The sequence below is a fragment of the Bacillus sp. CPT56D-587-MTF genome, assembly GCF_058792335.1.
The window spans coordinates 17,718-38,785 of record NZ_JBYTEF010000003.1; the positions used below are offsets into that span (position 1 = coordinate 17,718).

Consider the following 21,068-nt stretch of genomic DNA (forward strand, 5'->3'; position numbering starts at 1 on the left):
TGGATATGTTCATGATCTATCGTTTTTCTTTTCTATCTTTCGGAAAGGGATGGAGTATGATGGATGCAAAAGTGACGGAGATCTGCTATCAAATCGTATGTGTATTTGAAAAAAGTTTCTTGGAACATTTCAAAGAACAGGAAGATGGAAAGATTACATTTTTTTCTTTTGATTTGGAAGATACAAACCGACAGTTTCCTACGCAATCCCTCACATATACTTCTTATAAAAATTTGTTTGAAGAACAATATAAAGATGCATTTTTGACAAGTATCGCATCGTTAGACGAGAAAGAGCTACGTCACACATTAGGCACTGGTACATTGGAGACGATGATAGCGAAAAATGCAATCATTCAAATGCAGTATGAAGAAATCACAAAAGAACGGGATGTAGATAATGATGGAACACCTGACCGCATAGATATAGACGATACAAAAAATGCTGTTCAAACTGGTGGAGACTTGGACAACATCAAAAACGCAACCAGTAAAGAAATACAAGAGGAAAATGAAAAATGGACAGGGGAGAAAACAAAGAAAAATCGTCACGATAGGGGGATTTAATCATGCGTGTATCTTTAAATATTGTAAAATGGTCACTACGAACCATATTAAAACTATTGATATTCGCCGTTATCATTTCATTTGCGATCATTAAACTTGTGTTCTTTGTAATACTAGTCATCTTTTCACTTGGGGCTTTTGCTTCAAAGATGCATAAATTTTGATACCATATGATGGTTCAAACTGTTTCTTATACATAATATGTATTCCATTTTGAGTAGCCATTCTTAGCTACTCTTATTTTCAGATTTTTTGTATTCAATTAGGCTTAGTGACAGGTGAAGTAAGGAGCCCATTAGGTATAATTGTAGTATGAGAGATGATTCTACGATATAGGAGGCGTTTGTTTGAAAATTAGTGCCTATCCACTTTCTTATACCATCGTAGCACCTAGCGGAGAAATGTACCCGACGCAAGAAGTGGTCATGTATACAGCTTCACAAGAACGTGCGATTCAATTACTAGATGACGAAATTCAGCGAAGATTAGGGGCGGGCTACCATCGACATATCTCTTGTACAAATCAAGAAAAAGAAGAACACGAACCCATCCAACTGTCCCTTTTCTAACGATAAAAACCCTTCAGGTCGTTAGCTTACCTGAAGGGAAAAATAAGAAAAAATGCCTCCTGCTTGTAGGCATTTGCTATGGGTGTTCAATATAATGGAATATACGGAACACCTTGATTGTATCATATACTCATATAGAGGAATACTGGAAAATCCATCATGTATTCCTACACAAAACCCCCTTGGAATCGCATGAAACATGCATGTGACGTTCAAGGGGATTCCCTTTACATACCTCGCCACTACTCTCTTATTCTATAGCCATTCCGTTGCCAAGACTGTGTGCTTTGCTACGCCTTACCTATACTAAAAAAAGAGCAGGCATACCATACAACGTCAGTATTGTGTGCCTGCTATCCATAGGGATTTTGATTATTATTGAAGCTACTTATGAAAAAAGTGAAACATGTTAAACTCCGCATATTGGAAGTCATATTAATTGATCTTCCCTATTATACAGCAAATATCGACAATACGACAGAAGAAACCCCTTGTTTCAGATGTTTCCCTTTTATTTTACATGTTTTCACATTATAGCACGTGAAAGTATTAGTTTTCTTCTTATCTACTTCCAATTCCTCACTTCATACAAAAAGCGAAACCCCTTGCGAGAGTAAGAATTTTCGCTTTTTATTTTACTAGCATACCCTTTACAACAAGTTGCAATTTATGCTTCATGTATATTCGCAACTTGTTGCTATTAATATGTATGCTATATTCCACAAAATAATTACATAATTTTTTACCTGTTGCTTAATTATATGCATTCTCATTTAAAAACATGCTAATTGGTTGACATGTTTTAAATATTAAACTTTAGGACAAGCTAGTAATAATTTATTAGATTAATTGAGGTGATGACAATGAATTGGTTTGATTTTGGGAAACCCCGTAGTAAATTTGGAAAGTTTTTAGATAAACACCAACTTACTCAACAAGAAGTTGCTGACCAGAGTGGTGTAAGTAGAGGTACTATTAGCCGTTTGTGTAAGGGCAACGCTTTTCATCCATCCTTAAAGAATAGTAATAAAATTATTAAAGCTTTAAAGAAATTAACAAATAAAAATGTAGATTATAGTGACTTTTGGCTATAGATTTTCCCTTTATACCACATCTTGTAGCAAATATGTCTGCACATATACATTATGTTTCACAGCATAGTTCAGTAATTGTTTCTCCCTACAATCCGATATCGTACAAAAGACGATGATCGGTTTTACCTGCTGTTGCTTCTGATATATGTGAGTGAGATACGCATAATACTGTATTTTCTTCTCATTTACCTTCATATGCTGTAGCCGATCTATTTCTACAAAATAAGGAATATTATCTTTTGTGAAAAATGCGTCTGGGACAATTGTTTTTTCTTCTCCTTGATAGCGCAGAGTGATGACTTGCTCTATTTTCCAATCAGGAAAATCTAGCCACATCCATGCTTCATTGCGTAATAAGATATGTTCCAGTTGATGTTTCTTTTTTCGTTCTTTTGCATCTATTCCTAGAAGAGCAAGCCCTTTCTTATTTAGATAATACACGTGCTCTCGGTTGTGCGAAGTCACATGACAATACGGTCTTAAATCCTTCAGGATACGATTTGCATTTCTGATACTACCGAGACAATGAATGGCTTGGAGTTGCCTTCTAGAAGCAAATTCTAACTTACTTAAACTCGATAAAATCTTGATTTGTCTCGCTTTTTGTTTCATTTTTTGGTGTTTCAGTTTTCTTCACCACCTTAAACTGTTTTAATACATTCCACATTTCCTTGCTAGGTAAATAAGGCACTTGGATTTCTTCTACACGATCCGTTTTAAAAAGCGCTCGCCCTGGTATGGATGGAAGTTCTTCTAATCCACTTTCATCTATCGCCACTTGTGAAGCCACTACGGTCGGTAAACGGAATCCAATCTTCGCATCACTATTTTGTTTAATCTGCCTTGGTAAGGTATCAGAAGTCGGGTACTGGGTACAAAAAATCAAGCGAAACCCCAATGCTCCGCCAATCCTCGCTATTTCCGATAACATTTCTTGACACATATAGAGCATATCCCTCCTTTTTTTGGGTAATCCCTGTGTCGGACAAAGATTCGCTGACTCGTCGACGATGATAAAATAACGCTCCTTGATGGGCGTATCTACAATATTCGTGAAATACGAGTCTTTCATATGAACAACCTGTTCCACCATCTTTTCACGAATTCGTGTCAACATGTCAAAGGCTTGCATGGGATTCTCCGCCACTTCTTCGACTTGTGCCAAGTCCTTGTAAGGGCTGAATTCCAATCCTTCTTTTAAGTCAATCACATAGAACTTCACGTAATCTGGCTGCTGTAAAATTAAGCTCGTCATCACATTCTTGAGAAAAACCGTTTTGCCAAAACGAGTCATCCCGCTCACGCACATATGCGGTGTTTTTTCAAAATCATGATAAATCATTCGATCTAACGCTCTTCCCATGATGACGTTCCATGTCTTCTCTCGTAACAATTCATTGGACCAATGCCATTTTTCAGGAATACATTGCTGGAATACCCGTATAAACAGCTCCCGTCGTTGAAAGGAAATCATAACGGGTTTATGCAAACCTTCCTCTAATACTTGCGCTAACTTCTGTATGAGCTGACTCGGCACACCTAATGGCAGCCAATAGACAAACGTGGTACTACTATTATCCTCTGTTTGTTTCAAAAATACAGGGTACTGCATTTCTCCTTTATGCTGTACACACACTTTCGTAATTTCAAAAAATGCTTTGATTTTCTTCTTATCACTCATTTCTTTTCCCTTGTAAAAATACGCTACTGTTAAAAAAGTAACTGGAATCACCAAAAGTGAAAACATAAACTCCTTACCTCCTTAGAGGTAGTTGGGGCTATCAGGAATATCATAAAAAGGTTGTTCAAATGTACTACGACAGTTCCCATCAACTACCCGATAGAATACTAGCGTAGAAATACATCGAGCATATCACGTAGCACCCAATCGGGAAGGTGAAGCCCTTTTCTTTTCAGCAATTTAATACCCATAACTGTTACCCCTGTTACGCCATATACAATCCCTAATTCGCCCACAATGGTCATGTTATCTCCATCCTTTCGGCTGAATAGATAAATTACCTTGGGAATCCTTAAATAACTGATAATCTTCTAATAACTCATTCCAAGATACAGGATGTTCATCATCATATAAATCTCCTTCAATTTTTTGACTTAAATAATAATAACCTCGGTACTGTCGGTCCAGATACACGTCATGACGTAGCATGTGCTCCTGTATCGCTGTTATATCCTCTTCTTTTCTTGTACTTTTGTACATTTGTTGCAAGGTACGAGAAGAATAGAGATACGGTGTGCTGTACAACATTTGATATTGACTCATACATCCTCACCATCCATATAAATTTCTAGGTTCTCTAGATATATATGAGTAAAATTTTATATTTTGAATTTGTACCACTAAAAACAGCAAAAAAGCTATTCTTTTTCTTTAGGTGATCTTCAAAATCAAATTCTATTTTCTTCATTGGTTGAGTAGGCGTAAATAAAGCAGGCATATAGTGATTTCTAATTCACAATACATGTTATTGAACTTTCGAATATACGCCACCATATATACAATGTCTAATCTTATCTCTATGGATACATATAAATATTCAGCCTAAAAAACAGCAAATACAAACAAAACCTAGTAAATAATGGATATGCATATATACATAATATATCTGGATATCTTTTATTATACTTGTACAAAGTTCAAAAACAGGAAAATTTATCATTCATTTATCATTTCTCTAATGCGCAAGACTAGTTTAATATGCAGGGAAAACATTATCATTTTTGAATGGATTGGAGGAATATGAATGTATTAAAAATCTGAAAATTTTAAATTATAAAGAAATTTTGCTGAGAAATATTTTTACAGATGCAAATCCGATTCTTTTTTTGCTATCATTTAATATACCAATATTAATCGGAAGAAAATTCGAAAAACATTTCACAACTGATGTTATTTTCACACACTAGATTGGAATATTTATGTAGGAGGATTATATGAACGTTCAATTAAAGGGAGATGAACAACTAAATGAACTATTAAATGAATGGTACTTAGCAATCCGTTCTAGAAATCTTAATAAAGCCGTACAATTTAACGAAAGTATTAAACCTAAAGTAAGGGATTTTCATTATTCTAATGATTTATCGCTATATTATGCCCTTATTCAATTTCGTTATAATGTCTTCATCAATCGTTTTGAAGTGACTCAGGAAAGTTTTAAAGATATCGACTCTTTTCCTACTCCTGATAATGGAATTATGTCTTACTACTACCATTTATTCAAATCAATGTATTACACGACAATTGGAAACTATAATAAAGCTGAAGAACACTTGATTATAACAGAATCTAAGCTGATTTACTGTACCGACAAGTTAGATATTGCTGAATTCCATTACACATTTGGTTCTATGTTGCATAGAGATTTTCAACTAATATCATCAATTCAGCATATACAAAAAGCTCAAGAAACATTCTTAGGGTCTGAGCATTGCGAATTAAATATTGCTTTTTGTAATAATATACTTGGGCTATCTTGGACTCATTTAAAAAAATATGAACAGGCAGAAAAATATTACAAACGCGCATTAAATACGTTTTATGATCTCAAAGAGGATGGGCATATTTTAATGGTAAAACATAATTTAGGTTTAATGTATAGTGAACAAAACAAACCAAGTTTAGCTATTCAATGTCTTGCTGAAGTTAATCAAAAAAGTTTAAATAATTTCAGAGCATTATTTATTGAAGCAAGAGAGCTTATGAAACTTAAACGTCATCAAGACGCTTCTGAACGTATTGAGCGTGGTTTAAACATTTGTATTTACTTAAAGAATAAAGAATATCCTCTACATTTTGAAATATTAAAAGGGATTAATGATAAGATTCCTGCCCTGGCACTCGAACCTTTGATTCAAAAGGCTCTTAATTATTTTACTTCAAATAACCTTTTAAATTATACTTTAGAATATCAAGAACTATTAGCTCATAAATACCTAGATGAATTGAATCATTTAAAAGCATGTGAGTTTTTTCAAGCCGCAAGTAAAACAAGAAATGAAATTCAAAAAAAGGGAGGATTAATATGAATAAAAAGTCAAAAGCTCTGGGGATTTTAATAGCTTTATCGCTAACATTAGGTATTGGAGTTCAAACTAAACAAACAAAGAATACTGATAAATATACAGATAAGGTTTTAATTCAATATTCACACGGAGACATAGGAGGTTAATTATTCTCCTATGTCATATAAATACTCTTTATAATACAATTTCCAAAATATTATATACTAAGGCTCCTGCTATACCTATACCACCTATTACAATGCTTAGTGTCATTATCCCAAATCGAATCTTCAATAGATAATAACATTCTATTCCAATAAAAAAATTAGAACTGATATCACTATTAATGATATTAAAAATCTTTTCGGCAACCAAATGAAAATTGTGAAAGCCCACGACTAAACCCGTGGGCTTTCACAATTTGACATAAAAAAACACCTTCCCCCCCTAAAGGAGTGGATTTTCTGTGCTCTCTTTAATTAGTGTAGGATGACAAAAAAGTCGTTTAAAACATAATAAAGTCATTTTTTTATATCATCCAATTCTTTTGTTAACTCTTCATACTTTTCACATAATTTATATACATCTACTATTAATTATCTACCATTTTTTCTTTTTTCAGTATTCCACTTATGCCTGATGGATTGAATTGCTTTTAATCTCCACTTTTCAACCTCGTAAAACAAAAGTACAAGACATTTCTTTATATTCTAGGTATTGTAGTAAAAAGTCTAATTTATAATACATGACAATTCTATTTTTTAAAAAAAGTTTTTTGCATTTTTCTTTACTTCTTCATATGTTTCTAGATTATTGTTTTCTGTTGAATGTTCTTCTTTTATCATCTTTTGAGCTTCTTGTTCTATTGTTTGAATTTGCTGGTTCGAAGCTTCTGTACTCATTTCTTTTAATACTGTTTTTTCATCTATTCTTTCCTGACCTGTATCAACAAAGCTACTTGATGAACGAGTATTAACTCTCTTCGCAACGGCATTAATAAATGATTCATCTTGTAGTAATAAAACTTGTTGCAGTTTTGTTTGATTATCGAAACTTCCTAAATCACCTGTTCCAATTAAACGAATGATAAAGCTAACCAATGTATTCAATGAGTGTGAGATATTATCTTGGTTACTATGCCACTCTTTAAAACTTGGATCACCTGTCATCTTTTTAAATTTCCAATTATATTGTTCTTGTTTCATTTCAACTCACCTTTTTACATATATGACGTATTTTTCTACTTTGATATTTGTTTTTTTAATCAATGATTTTTCTCAAAACATTCATACCTTTTGGATTTAATTCTATTGCATATTTTTCTGGAACATATAATAACATCATACCCGTTCTTTTACACAACCTTAATAATTCATCATATAATTCTTCTTTCAACGAGATACTACCACCTCCGTACACAGCTAACACCTCAGCCTGACCGCCTGTATCATTCGTGAATTTGTTTTCTACATCCTCTTGGATTAGTTCCGCTTGTTCGAATCTTGTATTGTATATAAATTCGGATGCATCCTCATAGTATTTATCATTTTTATTTAAAAGAATTTCAGTAAATTGCTGTCTCTTAAAATTAGTTGTTCTTTCCTTATTTAATAAGGCACATGCTTCTTCAATTGCATGGCCAATTCCTCTTCTTTCACCAGAACAACTGTCTAAGACTGGACTTAAACCATCGGTAAAAATATACTCACTTGTTCCTTCGCCAATATCTGTATGTAAAATTTTTTTATCTTTAAAGAAATCTCCTTTAATCTCTTTGTTATCTAAACGATCCTTATATAGTTCTTGAAACTCTTTGAACATTTCATCTGGAGCTTCCGTAATCGCATATAATGCTGCCATTGCTTCTTTTGTAACCCGTACTCTAGAGCATTCAATTTGTACTGTGATAGGTCTGTCACCGACATAGATGATTACTACATGTTTATTCTCTGTAAATCTGTTCACAAGGAATTGAGCTGTCTTAGGGGTATGCTGACTTGCAGGAATAGCAGTTATTAAATCTATATCTATATTCAATACATCAGGAATCGCTTTTGTCTCTTTATATACTTTTTGAATCATTTTTGCTCCAATAACACTCAATGTATTAATAATCGGAAGATCTTCTTCATGTTTATTGGCAATCTTAATATTCATCGCTTTCATTTTTTCAGAGTTTTGCATGGCACGTTTCCCGATTAAAAAACTTCCATTCCTTTTAATTGCACTACTAGATACATGAACATATAAATTCTCCAATAAATTTAATACATTCTTATTTTCATCAGATTCATAGGCATCCATTCCCCCATGAATACGTTGAAAGACATTCGGTACAGTTACGTATTCATCATTAATAAAAATTTTTAAATTACTATTTCCGAGATCAGCTTCCACATTCACTTTATTTTTTTCTACCACACTAATATTTTCATTCGTCATTTCAGTTCCTCCTACCATTTTTATTCTAAATAACAACTATAAAAAATAAATTTTATTTCATCATCTTCTTATATCCTTATTATACATCAATTTTATTCCATTTAAAACACAAATGCAATAAATTTTATTCTACTTATGTTTTATTTTTTTGTGAAAAAGGAATAAATCTTATTAAAGATTCTATTTTTATTTTCCATGAAATGAGTATAAATTTTATTCCGTTTTTACACGTTTTATTTCGTGCAAGTTTTTTGAATGCAGGGAGTATGTAAATGTATAATTTCATGAAGGTTGTTCCTAATAAATTGTAGTCATTCCCCATATTAATCGAACAAAAATAAGGAATGAACAGATGCGTCTATCCCAAAAGCTAGAACCTGTTTGCTAGGCAAACGCCGAGCGAGTCCCTTCCAATCTTGGAAGGGGGCTTGGTTGATTTACTTCCAGCATTGCCGCCATCTTTTCTTTTTTTGCTTCTGTTGTTTCTAATGCTTCCATTTCCTCCTGGATCTTTACTATCTCATTTGCTATGTCAATTGATGAAGAGGCGTTCTAAGGTTGCTTAACTTGTTTACATTGTTTGTCCACGTTGTTCATTGTGTTCTCACTATTGTTTTAAATGTTTACAATTTTGTTGTGGACGTTGTAATGAGATTACTTGACTCATACAATCAACTCCTAATTAAGGTTTTAGAGATTAAGTCAGTTGCTGTAGCAATTCTGGGGGAAGTATGTACACCCTTGTGCTTCGCTAAAACTAGTTGAATTTCCCTAAAAGTTTTAATTTTATTTACGAGTTTTGTCAAAGTTCCCTATAAACTCTTAAATGTATGAAAAATATGCTTTTTATTAATTTTTCATTTGTTTATGTATATATTTATTTATTAAGTAATAATATCAATTACTATATAAAAGCTTCAATAATAATATAAAAAATACAAATACTATATAGATGAAAAGAAAAGATTGGAAACTCTTGTGGCTCTAAGGTTAGATGAATTGTCTAAAAAATTGAATCGGAATACTAACTTATCCATAACTACAACTACAAACTATTCAGATTCACACAAACTTTATAACAATATACTAAGGTTTACACAATTGAATTATAGATTTATTAACAATTCCACAAGTATTTAAGCGTAATCTAGTATACAAGAATATAAAAAAACAGTTAGGGAGGAAAAATGGCCTTACTGATTTTTAGAATTATAGGGTAATAGAAAGATTGTCTATTTTATTTCAACATGACAAATAGCCCTGTCCTTAGTAATTTTTTTGAACAAGGCTTATAATCTATTCATTTTTAAAATTTAAGTAAGTCGGAATGCATTAGGTACATCTATATCATGAGAAATAAGTTCCAGTACAAGTGTATGACGTGTATCATCGTCTAAATATCGTTCCGCCCATGGCACAAACGATTCACGCAGTTTTGCTCGTATCATGCCACCGATTGATTTTATTTTTTCTCCAAGTGATAAGAAATTTTCACATTGATCCATTGCATAACTCATGGTATAAGTCATAAAATCATCACGAAGTTGTTTGTTTTTAATATATGTAGCGATTCGTGATACTTCTCCTTTATAAGAAACAACAATGTCTTTACGATCTTTATTGGTTAATGCTATGCCAATGGATTCAAGACGGGCTGTTGCTTCTTTACGCATTTTAGCTTCTGTTTGTCTAATTTCAGCTCGATCATTTTCAATCACGCATGCAGAATTGATGTTAACTGTAAATTGAGTGATAACAATTTGTTGGATCTTTTCACGTATGCGTGCTATCCGCCCTTTACGTGGGTTTCTAATCTTTTTTGCAGCAGCATCAAATTTAAAGATTGGTGAAATAATCTCTATGTAGTTACGAACTTTTTTTGCATTTCGTCCTAAACGTTTCTTTAAGCCGTCCATGTTGCGAGGTAACGTGTATTTTTCAATGGAATCTTTACTCTTAAGTTCAAGTTCACGAGTGAAATTATTACATAGATTTAAAAGTTCAATGATACCTTTGCTGTCACGATGGGAAACTAACTCTTTTAAAATAGAAGTTTCTAACAATAAGTTAGGGATTCGAAAATATGAAAGTTTTCCATCATTATCTTTTGTTTCTTTTGCTGTACGATTGAATCTTGCATAGTTGCAAATTTCATACACTGGAATTTTTCCGTTAATAAAAATTTCTTTAACAAGTCCAGAATGAAGTAAAGCTTGGAAACCTGTATGAATAGTTGTATAGGGAATATCAGATTCGTTCGCGATAGTAGATAGTTTGAAATCGCGAGGAAGTCGCCCTAAATCATTTACCTTAAAATGAAGTAAAATGTAAGTGGCTAATGCGGATGAAGACAAAGCAAATTCTCCAAGCTCGTTATTTTTAATTAAATATATACGAAGCTCATCAAAAAACTTTGGCCCATGCATGAGGTATTTTGAAGTTTTATTTTTTTTGCTAAATTTCATGTTTGTCTTGAAAGTTCGTTTGTCCAAATCAATATCGCTAGTTAGATCCATAGCGGTTATGTTTTCAAAACCAGTTTCCATAGAAAAAACCTCCTATAGTATTCCCACTCATCAAACAGAAAATGTTGGAAAACAGAGGTTTTTTTATTCACAACATATTTAACATATGATATAATTTCATTGTAATTAAATATGTTGCGATAAACCCCCTGCTTTCCCAGTGTGATTTTTTAATTGATTCAGCCGCCAAACTGAGATATCAATTAAAAGGGTCTGAGAAGTAGGGTTTTTTATTTGGTGAATTTTATTTGAAATAAAAATAGCACGTCTCTATTTTATCTCTATTATTATGGAATAGCAATCTATAAAATAGTATTTTTTACTCAGAAGCTTATTGTTACATGTTATTATAATGTGGAGAAATACACGCCCTGATTTTTAAGGAGCGTGTATTTCTCGTTGTATATAATTAGTGAAGCTTAAAAATTCCTTGTATAGCATATTGTATTTATAATCGAAAAAATTTAGGTATTCAATTAATTCTTTATCTAACAGTTCTTTTTTTTCTGGCGATAAAACGCCAAGTTGCTCCTGGATGTGTTGGACTTTTACCTGTATATCTTGTTGTATTTGATCTGTTTTGATTGTTGATTGAATTTCCTTTTTTGCATTTTCATTTAATTGTAAAGAAGGGATATTAGTATTAGTTTCTTGATCACTAAGCCCTATTAAATAATCAGAACTAACATTAAACGCTTTAGCAATAGCACATAGAATATTATAAGGAGGTTCTGAACCTTTATTTTCCCAATTGGAAACAGAAGAAACACTAAAGGGTGAATCTACAAATTTATTTATTTCTTCAGCTAATTCCTTCATTGTCCAACGTTGTTGTTGTCGAAGTTTTTTTAAGCGGTCATTGAAAATAGGCAAGTTAAAACATCCTTTCATATATTAAGTTGATATTTTGTCGTAGTAAAAAACAGAGTTAAACTTAGCGTTCTGTTGTTATTTTCAGATTTTTAGTAATTTGTAATAAAAATTTGGTATTTTATAGTATACACCACTTGAAAAGTGATGTATACTTAGCAATAATTACAAATAAAGGAGGTTTTTGAAGTTAATGTTAATACAAGAACGTAACGCCAAAAAACTGTCTTTATTACAATTAGGTAGACAATTAAATATAAAACCCCAAGTATTGTATGCTATTGAAAAAGGAACTGTGGGCGTCAATGCAATTCGTGCTAAGGCAATTTCAGAAGCTTTTAATAAGCCAGTAGAACATTTTTTTATTCCTACTTATTATAAAGTGAAAAAGCAATAGAAAACAAATTAATAATAGTATCATATTTATTATTCTTTATTCATTATAGTAAAAAAAACTAACATTTCAAATGGAATTACTGGTTTTTGGAAACTAAACATATATATTAAGGGGCTAGTACGATGGTAATCTTCCAACACCTGTACAGCCAAAGTAACTACAATCATTCAAAGAAAGGATGAAGTATAGTGGTGAAATATCGATTAGGGTATGACTATGTATTCATACCAAACGAACCAATTGTGAATAAAGGAGAAGACGTGAGCTCTATGAGTGTCGATGTTTTGTTTCAAGTATTTGATGAAAACGGACAGGAGCGATTGTTTGAAGGAAAGGAATTGACAGACCAACGTCTTCTCTTGAAAAATGGAGCAACTTGTTATCTAACAGGTAACTACTCAGCCACCTTTCGGTGTCTTTTTTAAATTTTACTAGTTTCATATGCCTCCCATTTGTAAATACTGAGTATATCAAACAGGGGAGGTGAATCTTATGGTCGATCGAAAAATTATTTTAGATACATATAAAAAAGGACCTGAAGCTGTTATTTCTTTATTTGAAGAAACATTTTCTAAGTTAGAAAAACGTATACAAGAACTAGAAAATGCTTCAAAAAAAAACTCCAAAAATAGTCATAAGCCACCTTCTACAGATGGTTTGGGTAAGCCCGTTACAAAAAGTTTGCGCAAACCGTCTCATCGTCAAACGGGTGGCCAGTTGGGCCACAAGGGACATACTCTTGGTTTGACAGCGACTCCAGATCATACGATTACACATTCTCCTACATATTGTACTTGTTGTCATACTTCCTTGAACCACGAGCCTGTAAAAGGGTATCGCATTCGCCAAGTGTATGACTTACCACCTATTCAGATCGAAGTGACAGAACATAAAGTAGAACAGAAAGAATGCCCACATTGCCATTCTATCCAAGAAGCCCAATTTCCTTCGACAGTATCTCGTCCTGTTCAATATGGTCCAAATATAAAAAGACTGATTCCCTATTTAACGCATTATCAATGCATTTCTTTGAAGCGAACAAAAGAATTCTTTCAGGATTGTTTTGGACATTCTATAAGCGAAGGAACCCTGGTAAATCATACACAGGCTTTCGCTTCTCAATTGCAGCCATTCATAAAAGAAGTAAAGGAAAAGATTCTGCAGTCTCCTGTTGTCCATTTTGATGAAACTGGTATGCGTGTAGAAAACAAAACACAATGGTTACATACTGCCAGTACACCGGAGGTGACATTGCAACATATTCATCAAAAACGTGGAAAAGAAGCAATGGATGCTGGAGAAATCTTGCCATCTTTTTCTGGAATTGCGATGCATGATGGTTGGAAATCGTATGATGCGTATACAGATTGTCGTCACGTTTTATGTAATGCCCATCTCTTACGAGATTTACAAGGAATTATAGATAGTACTGGAGAACAATGGGCACAACAGATGCAGAAATTTCTAACGCAAGCGTTGACGATGAAAAAGCAATCCGAAGGTACCATGCCAAAAGCGACGCAAAAGAATCTGTTTATTATGTATCAATCCATATTGAAAGAACAACAGATTCTTTCCACGAAACAAAAGAAGAAAGGAAAGCAGACGCCTTCTCAAAATTTATGGAATCGCTTCGTCAAGTATTCTGACAGAATTCTAGGGTTTTTAGAACATCCAGCCATTCCATTTGATAACAATCAAGCAGAACGGGATATTCGGATGACGAAAGTAAAACAGAAAGTGTCTGGGACTTTCCGAAGTAAGAAAGGCGCAGAATCTTTTTGTCAGATACGAAGCTTTATGAGTACCATGAAAAAACAAAAACAATCGGTCTTACAAGCGATAAACCAAGTCATAGAAACTAGAACGGTTCCTTGGAATAACACGACTTCATAAGAGAATTTCTCTATTTGGCATAGATTCTTTCTCTGATTGGAGTATTTTCTTTTCATGTTTTCGAATCGGAAACATGTATTTGGCCTGTTTTTTTATTTGAAGAAGCTGAGTAGTTACTATAACCCTTTTTTGACGGCATCTAGCTCTTCTAATTTTTTGTACAGTTGTTTTTCTTGTTTGGATAAACGATTGTACGATATGTTTGTTTCTTTTGGTTTGTTTTGGTCAGCTGTCGATAGGTTATCATAGACTTCTTTTACTTTTTTGGCTTGGTCTGGTGTTACCTGTTGACGAACTTCTTTCAAATCTTGTTCTGCTTGTTTGACTTCTTCTTTGTTTAAGACAACTATTTTTCGTTCTACTATATTTTTTAATGCTTTTTCAATGACATTTGCCTGTGTTGCGGAAAAGAAAAAGGAATAATCCTCTTTACCGTTTCTCACTACAGAAAAATCTACGCCTAATTTTTTAGCTCTTTTTGATAATCTTGCAATTGTTGCTTTGTCAAATTTTCATCTAAAGCAATGACGCCCCCACTTTGTGCATGTTTTTTTATCAGGTCGCTAATTTTTTGTTTCCCGACTTTTGTATTGTTATCTAGGATGTAATCTTGAGGCTGATTCTCGTTGTTCTCGAGTAATTTTGTTAAGGATTGTGCAACGATTTCCATCGCAATCCGTGTATTCTCGTCTACAGTCACCATATCGATTCCCTGCCTTTCGTCAGTTCTTCTATAAATCATACCATTTTTCGGTCAAAGATGATATAATTTTCAGAAAGAATTACTGAGGTTTTAGGAAAAGGCAAGCTAGGGGATTACCATGGTAATCCCCAAAAATGTTGTTTTTGACTTGCTAGGAAGTTTCCTAGAACCTTTACCGTTTTGAAAGACGAAAAATGTAATTTTGAGGCTTTCAAAACGGTTGTCGCTTCGCTCGATTAATTATAAAACTGGTGGTGAAATTATGACATTTATTCATAAAACATATCTACAAATAACTTTAGATGAACAAGATAAAGAAATGATAAAAAATAAAGCAGAAGAATTAGGTTATAAAACGGTATCTGCGTTTCTTATTGACAGCGCAAAAACACATTTCAGACTGGAAGTCGATATGAAAGTATATAGGGATTTGACGAAAGAAATAAATTACATTGGTAAGAATATAAATAGCTTAATTAGAAGGATTCATACAGATGGCATTTACACGGATCAGGATATGGATTTTCTTAAAGTGAATCAGAAAAAAATTATCAAAATCATTCAGAAAGAATATGATCGATTATTGGATTTGAAAACCAAGTTTACTAGCGATAGTTTGACTAAAAAACAGAAGAAACAATTAATAGAATCCTTATCAGAAAATCAAATTCCACTCCCAAAAAAATTAGTATTAGAAGAAGTATATGAAAAGATAAAAGAAGATTTTATGTATATCATAGCAAGTATAGAAAACTCGCCAGCACAAAGTAAAGGAGTGGCAGAATATGTGTGGCAATATGTATATGGAGATACGCTGTATACATTAGAGGATAATCGACTCATAGAATTTGCAGATAAGATTTTTATGTTTTCACAAAAGTTAAAATTCAAGTTAGCTAAACTGGATCAAATTTTTGAAGATAAAGATTGGTATGAATTAAAAGATATACTAGATGAATATGAAATTTATTAGGTAGGGATTGATATCAATGTCAATTGTTAAAATACAAAAGGTCATGAATTTACAAGCGCTCATTCGTTACGGTATGCAAGAACATAAAACGAATGAGGAATTGGTTACCTCGTATGAGTGTTCGATAGAAACGATAGATAGGGATTTTAAAAGTGTTTTCGTTGACTATAATGAAAAGAATCATTGTAGTAAAGATGTGCGTGCCAGAATGATTATTCAATCGTTTGATAGCGACGATAATCTGACACCAGAACAAGTGCATCAATATGGTGTAGAATTTGCTGATAATTATTTAAAAGGCAATCATCAATATGCAGTGATTACACATATAGAAACAGAGAATTTACACAACCATATTATTTTTAATGATATCGATTTTACTACATTAAAAATGTTTGATTCTAAGCGTGTGAATACGTTAGACCGATTACGAGAAGAAAATGATAAAATCTCGGAAAAGTATGGTTTGTCCATCATTGAAGAAGGGAGAAAGGGAAGGAACAAGTATGTAGATTTTAACGAGTATGTAGCTAGAGCAAAGAAGAAATCTTTCAAAGGAAGTTTAGAAGAAATGATTGATAAAAACATATCAAAATCAAATTCATTCCATGAATTTTTAAGGTTTATGCAACAAGAAGGATATGAGCATAAGCAGGGGAAATATTTATCATTTTTGAATCCAAAGTCAGGAAAGTTTATGCGGACAAAAACATTGGGTTTTCATTACCTTGCATCCTCTATACAGTTTAGAATAGAAAACAAAGATTATTCACCCATTCAAACAAGTATCATGAACAGACATTGGATAGACAAATCACATGAGAAATTTAAAGAGAATAAGGGACTTCAAAAGTGGGCTACGAAACAAAATATTCATTATCTACATGAGTTAAGTTCTAAGATGTATCAGCTAAATGTGTCCCTTTCGGAACTAGATGAACTGGAAGCAACGAAAGAAGCGTTAATGGACAGTTTTGAAAAGCAACTTTTAGGTATAGATCATGAGATTTTTAGATTAAATAAAATGAAGGGGTGTTTCCATATTTATAAAAAGAGTCATCCTTTGATTATTGCTTATAAAAAAGCTGAAAATAAAAAGGCATTTAAACAAGAACGTTATCATGAATTTAAAGAGTATGATGTTGCAAAACGTGATATGAATTATCTCAAAAAGAATTATGGTATAACAAATGAATCTGAATTACAGGATAAGTTGTCACGCATGACAGAAAATCGAAATGTATTGTATGGAAGTATAGGGAAGGAACAAGAGATAGAAGAAAAGAAACAAGAGCAATCTAAACACCAGCACCGTAGAAAAGAAAATGAAAGATGATTCGGGAGATTGTGTAAGAGTTCGTTGTTTATAGATTGCTAGAATCTGAATAGCAGGATACAATCATACAATGTGACAGCATGTTTAAACAGATAGGGAGAGAGGTATTGTATGTATCCAAAATGGATTGACAAAATGGCATTTTCAAAAGCGCATAAGGAGTTATTGATTCAGTTGTATAGCAAGCAAATCACACGAAGAGAATATGATTCCATGGTGAATGAGCTATATGTTTTAGATACAAGGGGAATCTTAAAATAAAAGAGTTCAAAAATGAATTTGAAGGATTTTTTGAAGTGGAAATAGAATGGGGTGGCTGTAATGAGGGGAAATAAAAAAGAAGAGCAAATACAGAAAATTATGCTCATGCAAGAAGAAATCAAGCTATGGATTCAATATGTATTTCAGCAATGGGAGAGCAAGAAACAGGAACAGTGCAATTCATTTCCCAAATTAGCGTATATAGAGACAGTAGCATTTGAAAGCTCAGAAGCATATCAAGAAATACAAAGACTTTCTGTAGAATTGATGCGAGACATGACAACCTATAAAAGAGAGAAGTTGTTGGTACAAGTAACGGAATTGCATCAGCATATGCAAAGCATTGTGTCAGCTGTCCTAGAAACGATACAAAAATATTCTGTATCCTAATATAAAGCGATATCTCATTTGAAAAAGTGTTGTAAGTGAACAGTACGTAATAAAAAAGAGTAGCTAATAATGGCTACTCAAAATGGAATACATATTATGGATGATTAACAGTGTTCTCATATAAGTTGTACTTTATACAAAAGGTTAAGAAAATTATAGGTGTGTGCATCCTTTGTCTGTTTTATTTTAAACATGCTGTTTCGATTTGAATGGAAAATTGATATTGCTCGTGTGATTCTTCTTCTAACAGAGTAGCAAGGGCTTGTAATTGGTGAATGACTTTCTGTTTTGATTTACGACCTGTATAGTGGATATGAAAGGATTCTGGAATAGAAGACTCTATCGGTGCTGACGGAATTGTTGTCGGTTCAGTTTCTGGTATTACGGGTACTTCTTGTATGGGAATGGTTGGTGGAAGTATTTGCGTTTGAGCTAGTTCGGTGGAATGAGTATATTGTAGATTGCTAGGTGTATCTTCTTTGGGAGTAGTCTCTTCTTTCCCTTTTCCTTTTCGTTTTGCCTGCATGTGCCCTTGGGTTGTAATTTCATGTTTTTTATACAAATCATAGAGTTTATTTTTATAGGTTCCTAATCCTTCTAAGATTTCTTTGATTGAAAAGTGCTCTTTCCAATATTGTAGTCGCATCTTTTGTTCTTCCACAGGTAGTGCTTCTAAAGAAGCCAATGGCAAGAATGTGTTGAGTTCCTCAATTTTTACGATTTCTGTCAATGAAAATCACTCCTCTTAAAAATTGATATGGTGTACAAATTCTATATGAGAACAAAATCTCCTTTGGAAAAGAATGGGTGAGTCGAAAATTAAAAATCTTTTCTTATAGCGCACGAAATATATTGTGAAATTTCAGAATATTTACTTTTAATTTATTTCCTGCTGTGATATGATGTTTCCAACCCTTTCGTATGACATGATTTGATATGTTTCGCAAATAAAAAGGGAAAAGAGGAGGAATATAAGTATGAAACGATATAAGGTAATCAGTGCTACAGCTTTAGCAGCGATGTTAGTAACAGGTTCATCTACATTCGTATTTGCTGCAGAAAAAGAAACGACCACGCAACAAGTCGTAGAAGCATTTCATGTATTCTCACCCCATTTTATTGAACAAACGAAAAATCTAGATGCTATTCCTATGAATAATCTCGATAAAGCGGTTCAAGCTGCTTTGTTAGGACCTGAAATAAAAAAATTAAAAGTATTTGACCATGAATTTAATGTGAAACCAGCTTACATTTCGAAACTAGGCAATCAAACTATCGTAAATGGTCAAATTTCACATCATTTAAGTTTTCGTTTAGATGATCAAGTCTATTATCGCTTTGTAAAAGAAGATGGGGTAATCAAAAATTTAGAAATTAAAATCGATCGTGGTGGATGGACAAAAATTACAGCACCTATTGGTGCAATCATTGCTCAATATTTTGGCGTTCCGATTACACCAGATCTCCTATCACAAATTGGCCAACAATTAGGAGCTTTAACAGATGGAAAATGGGAATATGCTTCGGAAGCGATTGTTGCTGCAATTGGTTTATATGTAGAATAAACGGTATTAATTTCTTTTATATTATTTCATAACAAAAAGGTGGGTTTTATCCAAGAACTACTTGCTTGTTTCTCATATAGTTCGAAAAGTGTGGAATGGAGATATGCAAAGTTACATATGACAAACGCTCCATCAATCGTATAAGATAAAGCAAATATGGCAAAAAGAAAAAGTTTCAAAGGGGAGGAATTGAGATGTCAATTGCAATCGCAGTCTTAACATTCATTGGAGGAGTTGCTCCATTAGTTACACAATTGTTAAAAGCATTTATGTAGTTTATCGTTTCTAACATGTTGAAAACGTGATAGAATATGATTGTCTGTTATTTGTTTTCATTCATTTGCCCCTTTGGGGCTTTTTTATATAAAAAAATAAACACCACATCCGTGGTGTTTAAGGAGAAGATCATCTGAATTTAGTAAAAGTATTAGTATCTTGTATTTTACAGGAAATTATATATATTGGTATTGAGAAAGTTATTCTCTAAATTCGAGATAACAAACAATACATGCAACGATTATCCCCATAATGAGATAACCCAATAGAATATCTATGCCAAGTACAAACATGATGTTTCTTCCCATCTATTGGTTATTTTGCTAGTTGAGTTTCATATTCTTTTACTAATTTATAGAAAGAAGAACGTTTAATTTTATATTTTGGTTCTGGTGCAAAAATAATAAGGATATAAAAAAGAACGAAAGATTCCTAGCGGAATGGAACTTTATGCTGTTAAACCAAAGATTTCATTGATAAGATACATTTGCTTTTGGACAGACTTCTCCCCCTGGAGGGTTTGTCCTTTTTTGATCATATGCATAGCTTCTATTCCAGCGATCATTTTTGTAGCTGTTTGCAAGGATTTCAATCCAAGCATATTCCGAATCCGTTTTTTGATAAATCGATGATCTTGCTCAATGATATTGTTTAAATATTTTTTCACACGAAGTGGTATACCCTGTGGTATACATTTCTCTTCCTTTAGTTCACGTATCGCAACAGGATAGGCCTTATCTCCATCAGCAGTTATCGAACGAGGCTTTGTGGCATGACAAGAAGCCAAGGCTTTCTTTAGAAAACGCTTGGCAGCCTTCGTATCTCGTTTACAACTTAAATAAAAATCAATCGTGTTTCCTTCAGAATTGATCGCACGATATAAGTACATTTTTTCTCCTTTGATTTTGATGTATGTTTCATCCACTCGCCAAGAATCATTGGTTGATTTCAAATGTGTTCGAATCCGTTCATTTAATTCTGGTCCATATTGATGAACCCAGCGCATAATGGTTGTATGGGCTAAGGAGAATCCTCGTTCTTCCATCATTTCCACTAAATCACGAAGACTTAAGTTGTACCGTAGGTACCAACGTACTGTTAGCAAAATAATATCGGGCTGGTAATGCTTCCATTTGAATATATTTTCTTTTTCCATACTGGTCACACACCTTTTTTAAG

General features: G+C 33.0%; 25 protein-coding genes. 13 read left to right on the plus strand and 12 right to left on the minus strand.

Features of this window, described 5'->3' with window-relative positions:
• The first annotated feature begins 56 nt into the window (after positions 1-56).
• The 4 genes from AC3WVZ_RS31670 to AC3WVZ_RS31685 all read left to right on the plus strand — a co-directional run bounded on the left by AC3WVZ_RS31670 (position 57) and on the right by AC3WVZ_RS31685 (position 2,229).
• Positions 57-566, plus strand: coding sequence for a hypothetical protein (locus AC3WVZ_RS31670; RefSeq protein WP_233936946.1), 510 nt, complete (start codon positions 57-59; stop codon positions 564-566).
• Between the two features lie 2 nt (positions 567-568).
• The gene (locus AC3WVZ_RS31675) at positions 569-730 is read left to right on the plus strand and encodes a hypothetical protein (protein WP_176116758.1); all 162 of its coding nucleotides are present in this window, start codon (positions 569-571) and stop codon (positions 728-730) included.
• A 183-nt stretch (positions 731-913) separates the two neighbouring features.
• Positions 914-1,135: a hypothetical protein gene (locus tag AC3WVZ_RS31680; RefSeq protein WP_233936948.1), complete on the plus strand. Its 222-nt coding sequence runs from the start codon at positions 914-916 to the stop codon at positions 1,133-1,135.
• Between the two features lie 863 nt (positions 1,136-1,998).
• Entirely contained in the window at positions 1,999-2,229 is a 231-nt protein-coding gene (locus AC3WVZ_RS31685; protein WP_078187545.1) for a helix-turn-helix transcriptional regulator, read from the plus strand.
• A 9-nt stretch (positions 2,230-2,238) separates the two neighbouring features.
• Here AC3WVZ_RS31685 and AC3WVZ_RS31690 read toward each other — a convergent pair whose 3' ends face one another.
• The 4 genes from AC3WVZ_RS31690 to AC3WVZ_RS31705 all read right to left on the minus strand — a co-directional run bounded on the left by AC3WVZ_RS31690 (position 2,239) and on the right by AC3WVZ_RS31705 (position 4,513).
• Positions 2,239-2,856 carry a replication-relaxation family protein gene (locus tag AC3WVZ_RS31690; protein WP_078187544.1) on the minus strand — a complete coding sequence of 206 codons (618 nt, stop codon included), beginning with the start codon at positions 2,854-2,856 and terminating at the stop codon, positions 2,239-2,241.
• Positions 2,795-3,976 (minus strand): FtsK/SpoIIIE domain-containing protein, encoded by a 1,182-nt coding sequence (locus tag AC3WVZ_RS31695; protein ID WP_078187543.1) that lies wholly within the window; start codon positions 3,974-3,976, stop codon positions 2,795-2,797. Before AC3WVZ_RS31695 ends, AC3WVZ_RS31690 begins: the two co-directional genes overlap by 62 nt.
• A 101-nt stretch (positions 3,977-4,077) precedes the next feature.
• Positions 4,078-4,215, minus strand: coding sequence for a hypothetical protein (locus AC3WVZ_RS31700; RefSeq protein WP_176116658.1), 138 nt, complete (start codon positions 4,213-4,215; stop codon positions 4,078-4,080).
• A 1-nt stretch (position 4,216) separates the two neighbouring features.
• Positions 4,217-4,513 carry a hypothetical protein gene (locus tag AC3WVZ_RS31705; protein ID WP_078187542.1) on the minus strand — a complete coding sequence of 99 codons (297 nt, stop codon included), beginning with the start codon at positions 4,511-4,513 and terminating at the stop codon, positions 4,217-4,219.
• Positions 4,514-5,184: 671 nt separating this feature from the next.
• On the opposite strand from AC3WVZ_RS31705, the gene AC3WVZ_RS31710 reads away from it, so the two are divergent.
• Both AC3WVZ_RS31710 and AC3WVZ_RS31715 read left to right on the plus strand, forming a co-directional pair.
• Positions 5,185-6,279 carry a response regulator aspartate phosphatase gene (locus tag AC3WVZ_RS31710; protein WP_233936949.1) on the plus strand — a complete coding sequence of 365 codons (1,095 nt, stop codon included), beginning with the start codon at positions 5,185-5,187 and terminating at the stop codon, positions 6,277-6,279.
• Positions 6,276-6,422: a hypothetical protein gene (locus AC3WVZ_RS31715; protein ID WP_176116656.1), complete on the plus strand. Its 147-nt coding sequence runs from the start codon at positions 6,276-6,278 to the stop codon at positions 6,420-6,422. Before AC3WVZ_RS31710 ends, AC3WVZ_RS31715 begins: the two co-directional genes overlap by 4 nt.
• Before the next feature lie 594 nt (positions 6,423-7,016).
• Here AC3WVZ_RS31715 and AC3WVZ_RS31720 read toward each other — a convergent pair.
• The 4 genes from AC3WVZ_RS31720 to AC3WVZ_RS31735 all read right to left on the minus strand — a co-directional run bounded on the left by AC3WVZ_RS31720 (position 7,017) and on the right by AC3WVZ_RS31735 (position 12,095).
• Positions 7,017-7,460 (minus strand): hypothetical protein, encoded by a 444-nt coding sequence (locus AC3WVZ_RS31720; RefSeq protein ID WP_078187540.1) that lies wholly within the window; start codon positions 7,458-7,460, stop codon positions 7,017-7,019.
• 55 nt (positions 7,461-7,515) lie between these two features.
• A complete protein-coding gene (locus AC3WVZ_RS31725) occupies positions 7,516-8,697 on the minus strand; it encodes a ParM/StbA family protein (protein WP_078187539.1) in 1,182 nt (393 codons plus the stop codon).
• A 1,313-nt stretch (positions 8,698-10,010) separates the two neighbouring features.
• Complete coding sequence (locus AC3WVZ_RS31730) at positions 10,011-11,243, minus strand: hypothetical protein (protein WP_078187537.1); 1,233 nt, start codon at positions 11,241-11,243, stop codon at positions 10,011-10,013.
• 357 nt (positions 11,244-11,600) lie between these two features.
• Positions 11,601-12,095, minus strand: a complete 495-nt coding sequence (locus tag AC3WVZ_RS31735; RefSeq protein WP_078187536.1) for a helix-turn-helix domain-containing protein — start codon at positions 12,093-12,095, stop codon at positions 11,601-11,603.
• 190 nt (positions 12,096-12,285) lie between these two features.
• Between AC3WVZ_RS31735 and AC3WVZ_RS31740 the strand changes: the two genes are divergently transcribed.
• From AC3WVZ_RS31740 to tnpC, 3 genes are all read left to right on the plus strand, one after another.
• Positions 12,286-12,489, plus strand: coding sequence for a helix-turn-helix domain-containing protein (locus AC3WVZ_RS31740; RefSeq protein WP_016112096.1), 204 nt, complete (start codon positions 12,286-12,288; stop codon positions 12,487-12,489).
• 191 nt (positions 12,490-12,680) lie between these two features.
• Positions 12,681-12,914, plus strand: a complete 234-nt coding sequence (locus AC3WVZ_RS31745; RefSeq protein ID WP_233936951.1) for a hypothetical protein — start codon at positions 12,681-12,683, stop codon at positions 12,912-12,914.
• Positions 12,915-12,981: 67 nt separating this feature from the next.
• Complete coding sequence (tnpC, locus tag AC3WVZ_RS31750) at positions 12,982-14,385, plus strand: IS66 family transposase (protein ID WP_233935200.1); 1,404 nt, start codon at positions 12,982-12,984, stop codon at positions 14,383-14,385.
• A gap of 116 nt (positions 14,386-14,501) precedes the next feature.
• On the opposite strand, the gene AC3WVZ_RS31755 is transcribed toward tnpC, so the two are convergent.
• Positions 14,502-14,879 carry a DUF3801 domain-containing protein gene (locus AC3WVZ_RS31755; RefSeq protein ID WP_233936963.1) on the minus strand — a complete coding sequence of 126 codons (378 nt, stop codon included), beginning with the start codon at positions 14,877-14,879 and terminating at the stop codon, positions 14,502-14,504.
• A complete protein-coding gene (locus tag AC3WVZ_RS31760) occupies positions 14,846-15,088 on the minus strand; it encodes a hypothetical protein (RefSeq protein ID WP_233936953.1) in 243 nt (80 codons plus the stop codon). The genes AC3WVZ_RS31755 and AC3WVZ_RS31760 overlap by 34 nt, the downstream gene beginning before the upstream one ends.
• A gap of 262 nt (positions 15,089-15,350) precedes the next feature.
• Between AC3WVZ_RS31760 and AC3WVZ_RS31765 the strand changes: the two genes are divergently transcribed.
• From AC3WVZ_RS31765 to AC3WVZ_RS31775, 3 genes are all read left to right on the plus strand, one after another.
• Entirely contained in the window at positions 15,351-16,061 is a 711-nt protein-coding gene (locus tag AC3WVZ_RS31765) for a hypothetical protein (protein ID WP_233936955.1), read from the plus strand.
• Between the two features lie 16 nt (positions 16,062-16,077).
• A complete protein-coding gene (locus AC3WVZ_RS31770) occupies positions 16,078-17,397 on the plus strand; it encodes a relaxase/mobilization nuclease domain-containing protein (RefSeq protein ID WP_233936956.1) in 1,320 nt (439 codons plus the stop codon).
• 321 nt (positions 17,398-17,718) lie between these two features.
• Positions 17,719-18,048, plus strand: coding sequence for a hypothetical protein (locus AC3WVZ_RS31775; protein ID WP_043935167.1), 330 nt, complete (start codon positions 17,719-17,721; stop codon positions 18,046-18,048).
• A 181-nt stretch (positions 18,049-18,229) separates the two neighbouring features.
• Here AC3WVZ_RS31775 and AC3WVZ_RS31780 read toward each other — a convergent pair whose 3' ends face one another.
• On the minus strand, positions 18,230-18,778 hold the full coding sequence (locus AC3WVZ_RS31780; RefSeq protein ID WP_233936958.1) for a hypothetical protein: 549 nt from the start codon (positions 18,776-18,778) through the stop codon (positions 18,230-18,232).
• A 241-nt stretch (positions 18,779-19,019) separates the two neighbouring features.
• Between AC3WVZ_RS31780 and AC3WVZ_RS31785 the strand changes: the two genes are divergently transcribed.
• Entirely contained in the window at positions 19,020-19,613 is a 594-nt protein-coding gene (locus AC3WVZ_RS31785) for a methyltransferase (protein ID WP_176116744.1), read from the plus strand.
• A 724-nt stretch (positions 19,614-20,337) separates the two neighbouring features.
• Here the strand turns inward: AC3WVZ_RS31785 and AC3WVZ_RS31790 are convergent.
• Positions 20,338-21,045, minus strand: coding sequence for an IS6 family transposase (locus AC3WVZ_RS31790; protein ID WP_078187744.1), 708 nt, complete (start codon positions 21,043-21,045; stop codon positions 20,338-20,340).
• Positions 21,046-21,068 lie beyond the last annotated feature (23 nt).

What these genes read in the sequence shown, in the direction of transcription:
- AC3WVZ_RS31670 (WP_233936946.1), top strand. Translation starts at nt 57, where the DNA reads ATGATGGATGCAAAAGTGACGGAGATCTGCTATCAAATCGTATGTGTA.
- AC3WVZ_RS31675 (WP_176116758.1), top strand. Translation starts at nt 569, where the DNA reads ATGCGTGTATCTTTAAATATTGTAAAATGGTCACTACGAACCATATTA.
- AC3WVZ_RS31685 (WP_078187545.1), top strand. Translation starts at nt 1,999, where the DNA reads ATGAATTGGTTTGATTTTGGGAAACCCCGTAGTAAATTTGGAAAGTTT.
- AC3WVZ_RS31695 (WP_078187543.1), bottom strand. Translation starts at nt 3,976, where the DNA reads ATGTTTTCACTTTTGGTGATTCCAGTTACTTTTTTAACAGTAGCGTAT.
- AC3WVZ_RS31700 (WP_176116658.1), bottom strand. Translation starts at nt 4,215, where the DNA reads ATGACCATTGTGGGCGAATTAGGGATTGTATATGGCGTAACAGGGGTA.
- AC3WVZ_RS31705 (WP_078187542.1), bottom strand. Translation starts at nt 4,513, where the DNA reads ATGAGTCAATATCAAATGTTGTACAGCACACCGTATCTCTATTCTTCT.
- AC3WVZ_RS31710 (WP_233936949.1), top strand. Translation starts at nt 5,185, where the DNA reads ATGAACGTTCAATTAAAGGGAGATGAACAACTAAATGAACTATTAAAT.
- AC3WVZ_RS31715 (WP_176116656.1), top strand. Translation starts at nt 6,276, where the DNA reads ATGAATAAAAAGTCAAAAGCTCTGGGGATTTTAATAGCTTTATCGCTA.
- AC3WVZ_RS31720 (WP_078187540.1), bottom strand. Translation starts at nt 7,460, where the DNA reads ATGAAACAAGAACAATATAATTGGAAATTTAAAAAGATGACAGGTGAT.
- AC3WVZ_RS31725 (WP_078187539.1), bottom strand. Translation starts at nt 8,697, where the DNA reads ATGACGAATGAAAATATTAGTGTGGTAGAAAAAAATAAAGTGAATGTG.
- AC3WVZ_RS31730 (WP_078187537.1), bottom strand. Translation starts at nt 11,243, where the DNA reads ATGGAAACTGGTTTTGAAAACATAACCGCTATGGATCTAACTAGCGAT.
- AC3WVZ_RS31740 (WP_016112096.1), top strand. Translation starts at nt 12,286, where the DNA reads ATGTTAATACAAGAACGTAACGCCAAAAAACTGTCTTTATTACAATTA.
- tnpC (WP_233935200.1), top strand. Translation starts at nt 12,982, where the DNA reads ATGGTCGATCGAAAAATTATTTTAGATACATATAAAAAAGGACCTGAA.
- AC3WVZ_RS31760 (WP_233936953.1), bottom strand. Translation starts at nt 15,088, where the DNA reads ATGGTGACTGTAGACGAGAATACACGGATTGCGATGGAAATCGTTGCA.
- AC3WVZ_RS31765 (WP_233936955.1), top strand. Translation starts at nt 15,351, where the DNA reads ATGACATTTATTCATAAAACATATCTACAAATAACTTTAGATGAACAA.
- AC3WVZ_RS31770 (WP_233936956.1), top strand. Translation starts at nt 16,078, where the DNA reads ATGTCAATTGTTAAAATACAAAAGGTCATGAATTTACAAGCGCTCATT.
- AC3WVZ_RS31775 (WP_043935167.1), top strand. Translation starts at nt 17,719, where the DNA reads ATGAGGGGAAATAAAAAAGAAGAGCAAATACAGAAAATTATGCTCATG.
- AC3WVZ_RS31790 (WP_078187744.1), bottom strand. Translation starts at nt 21,045, where the DNA reads ATGGAAAAAGAAAATATATTCAAATGGAAGCATTACCAGCCCGATATT.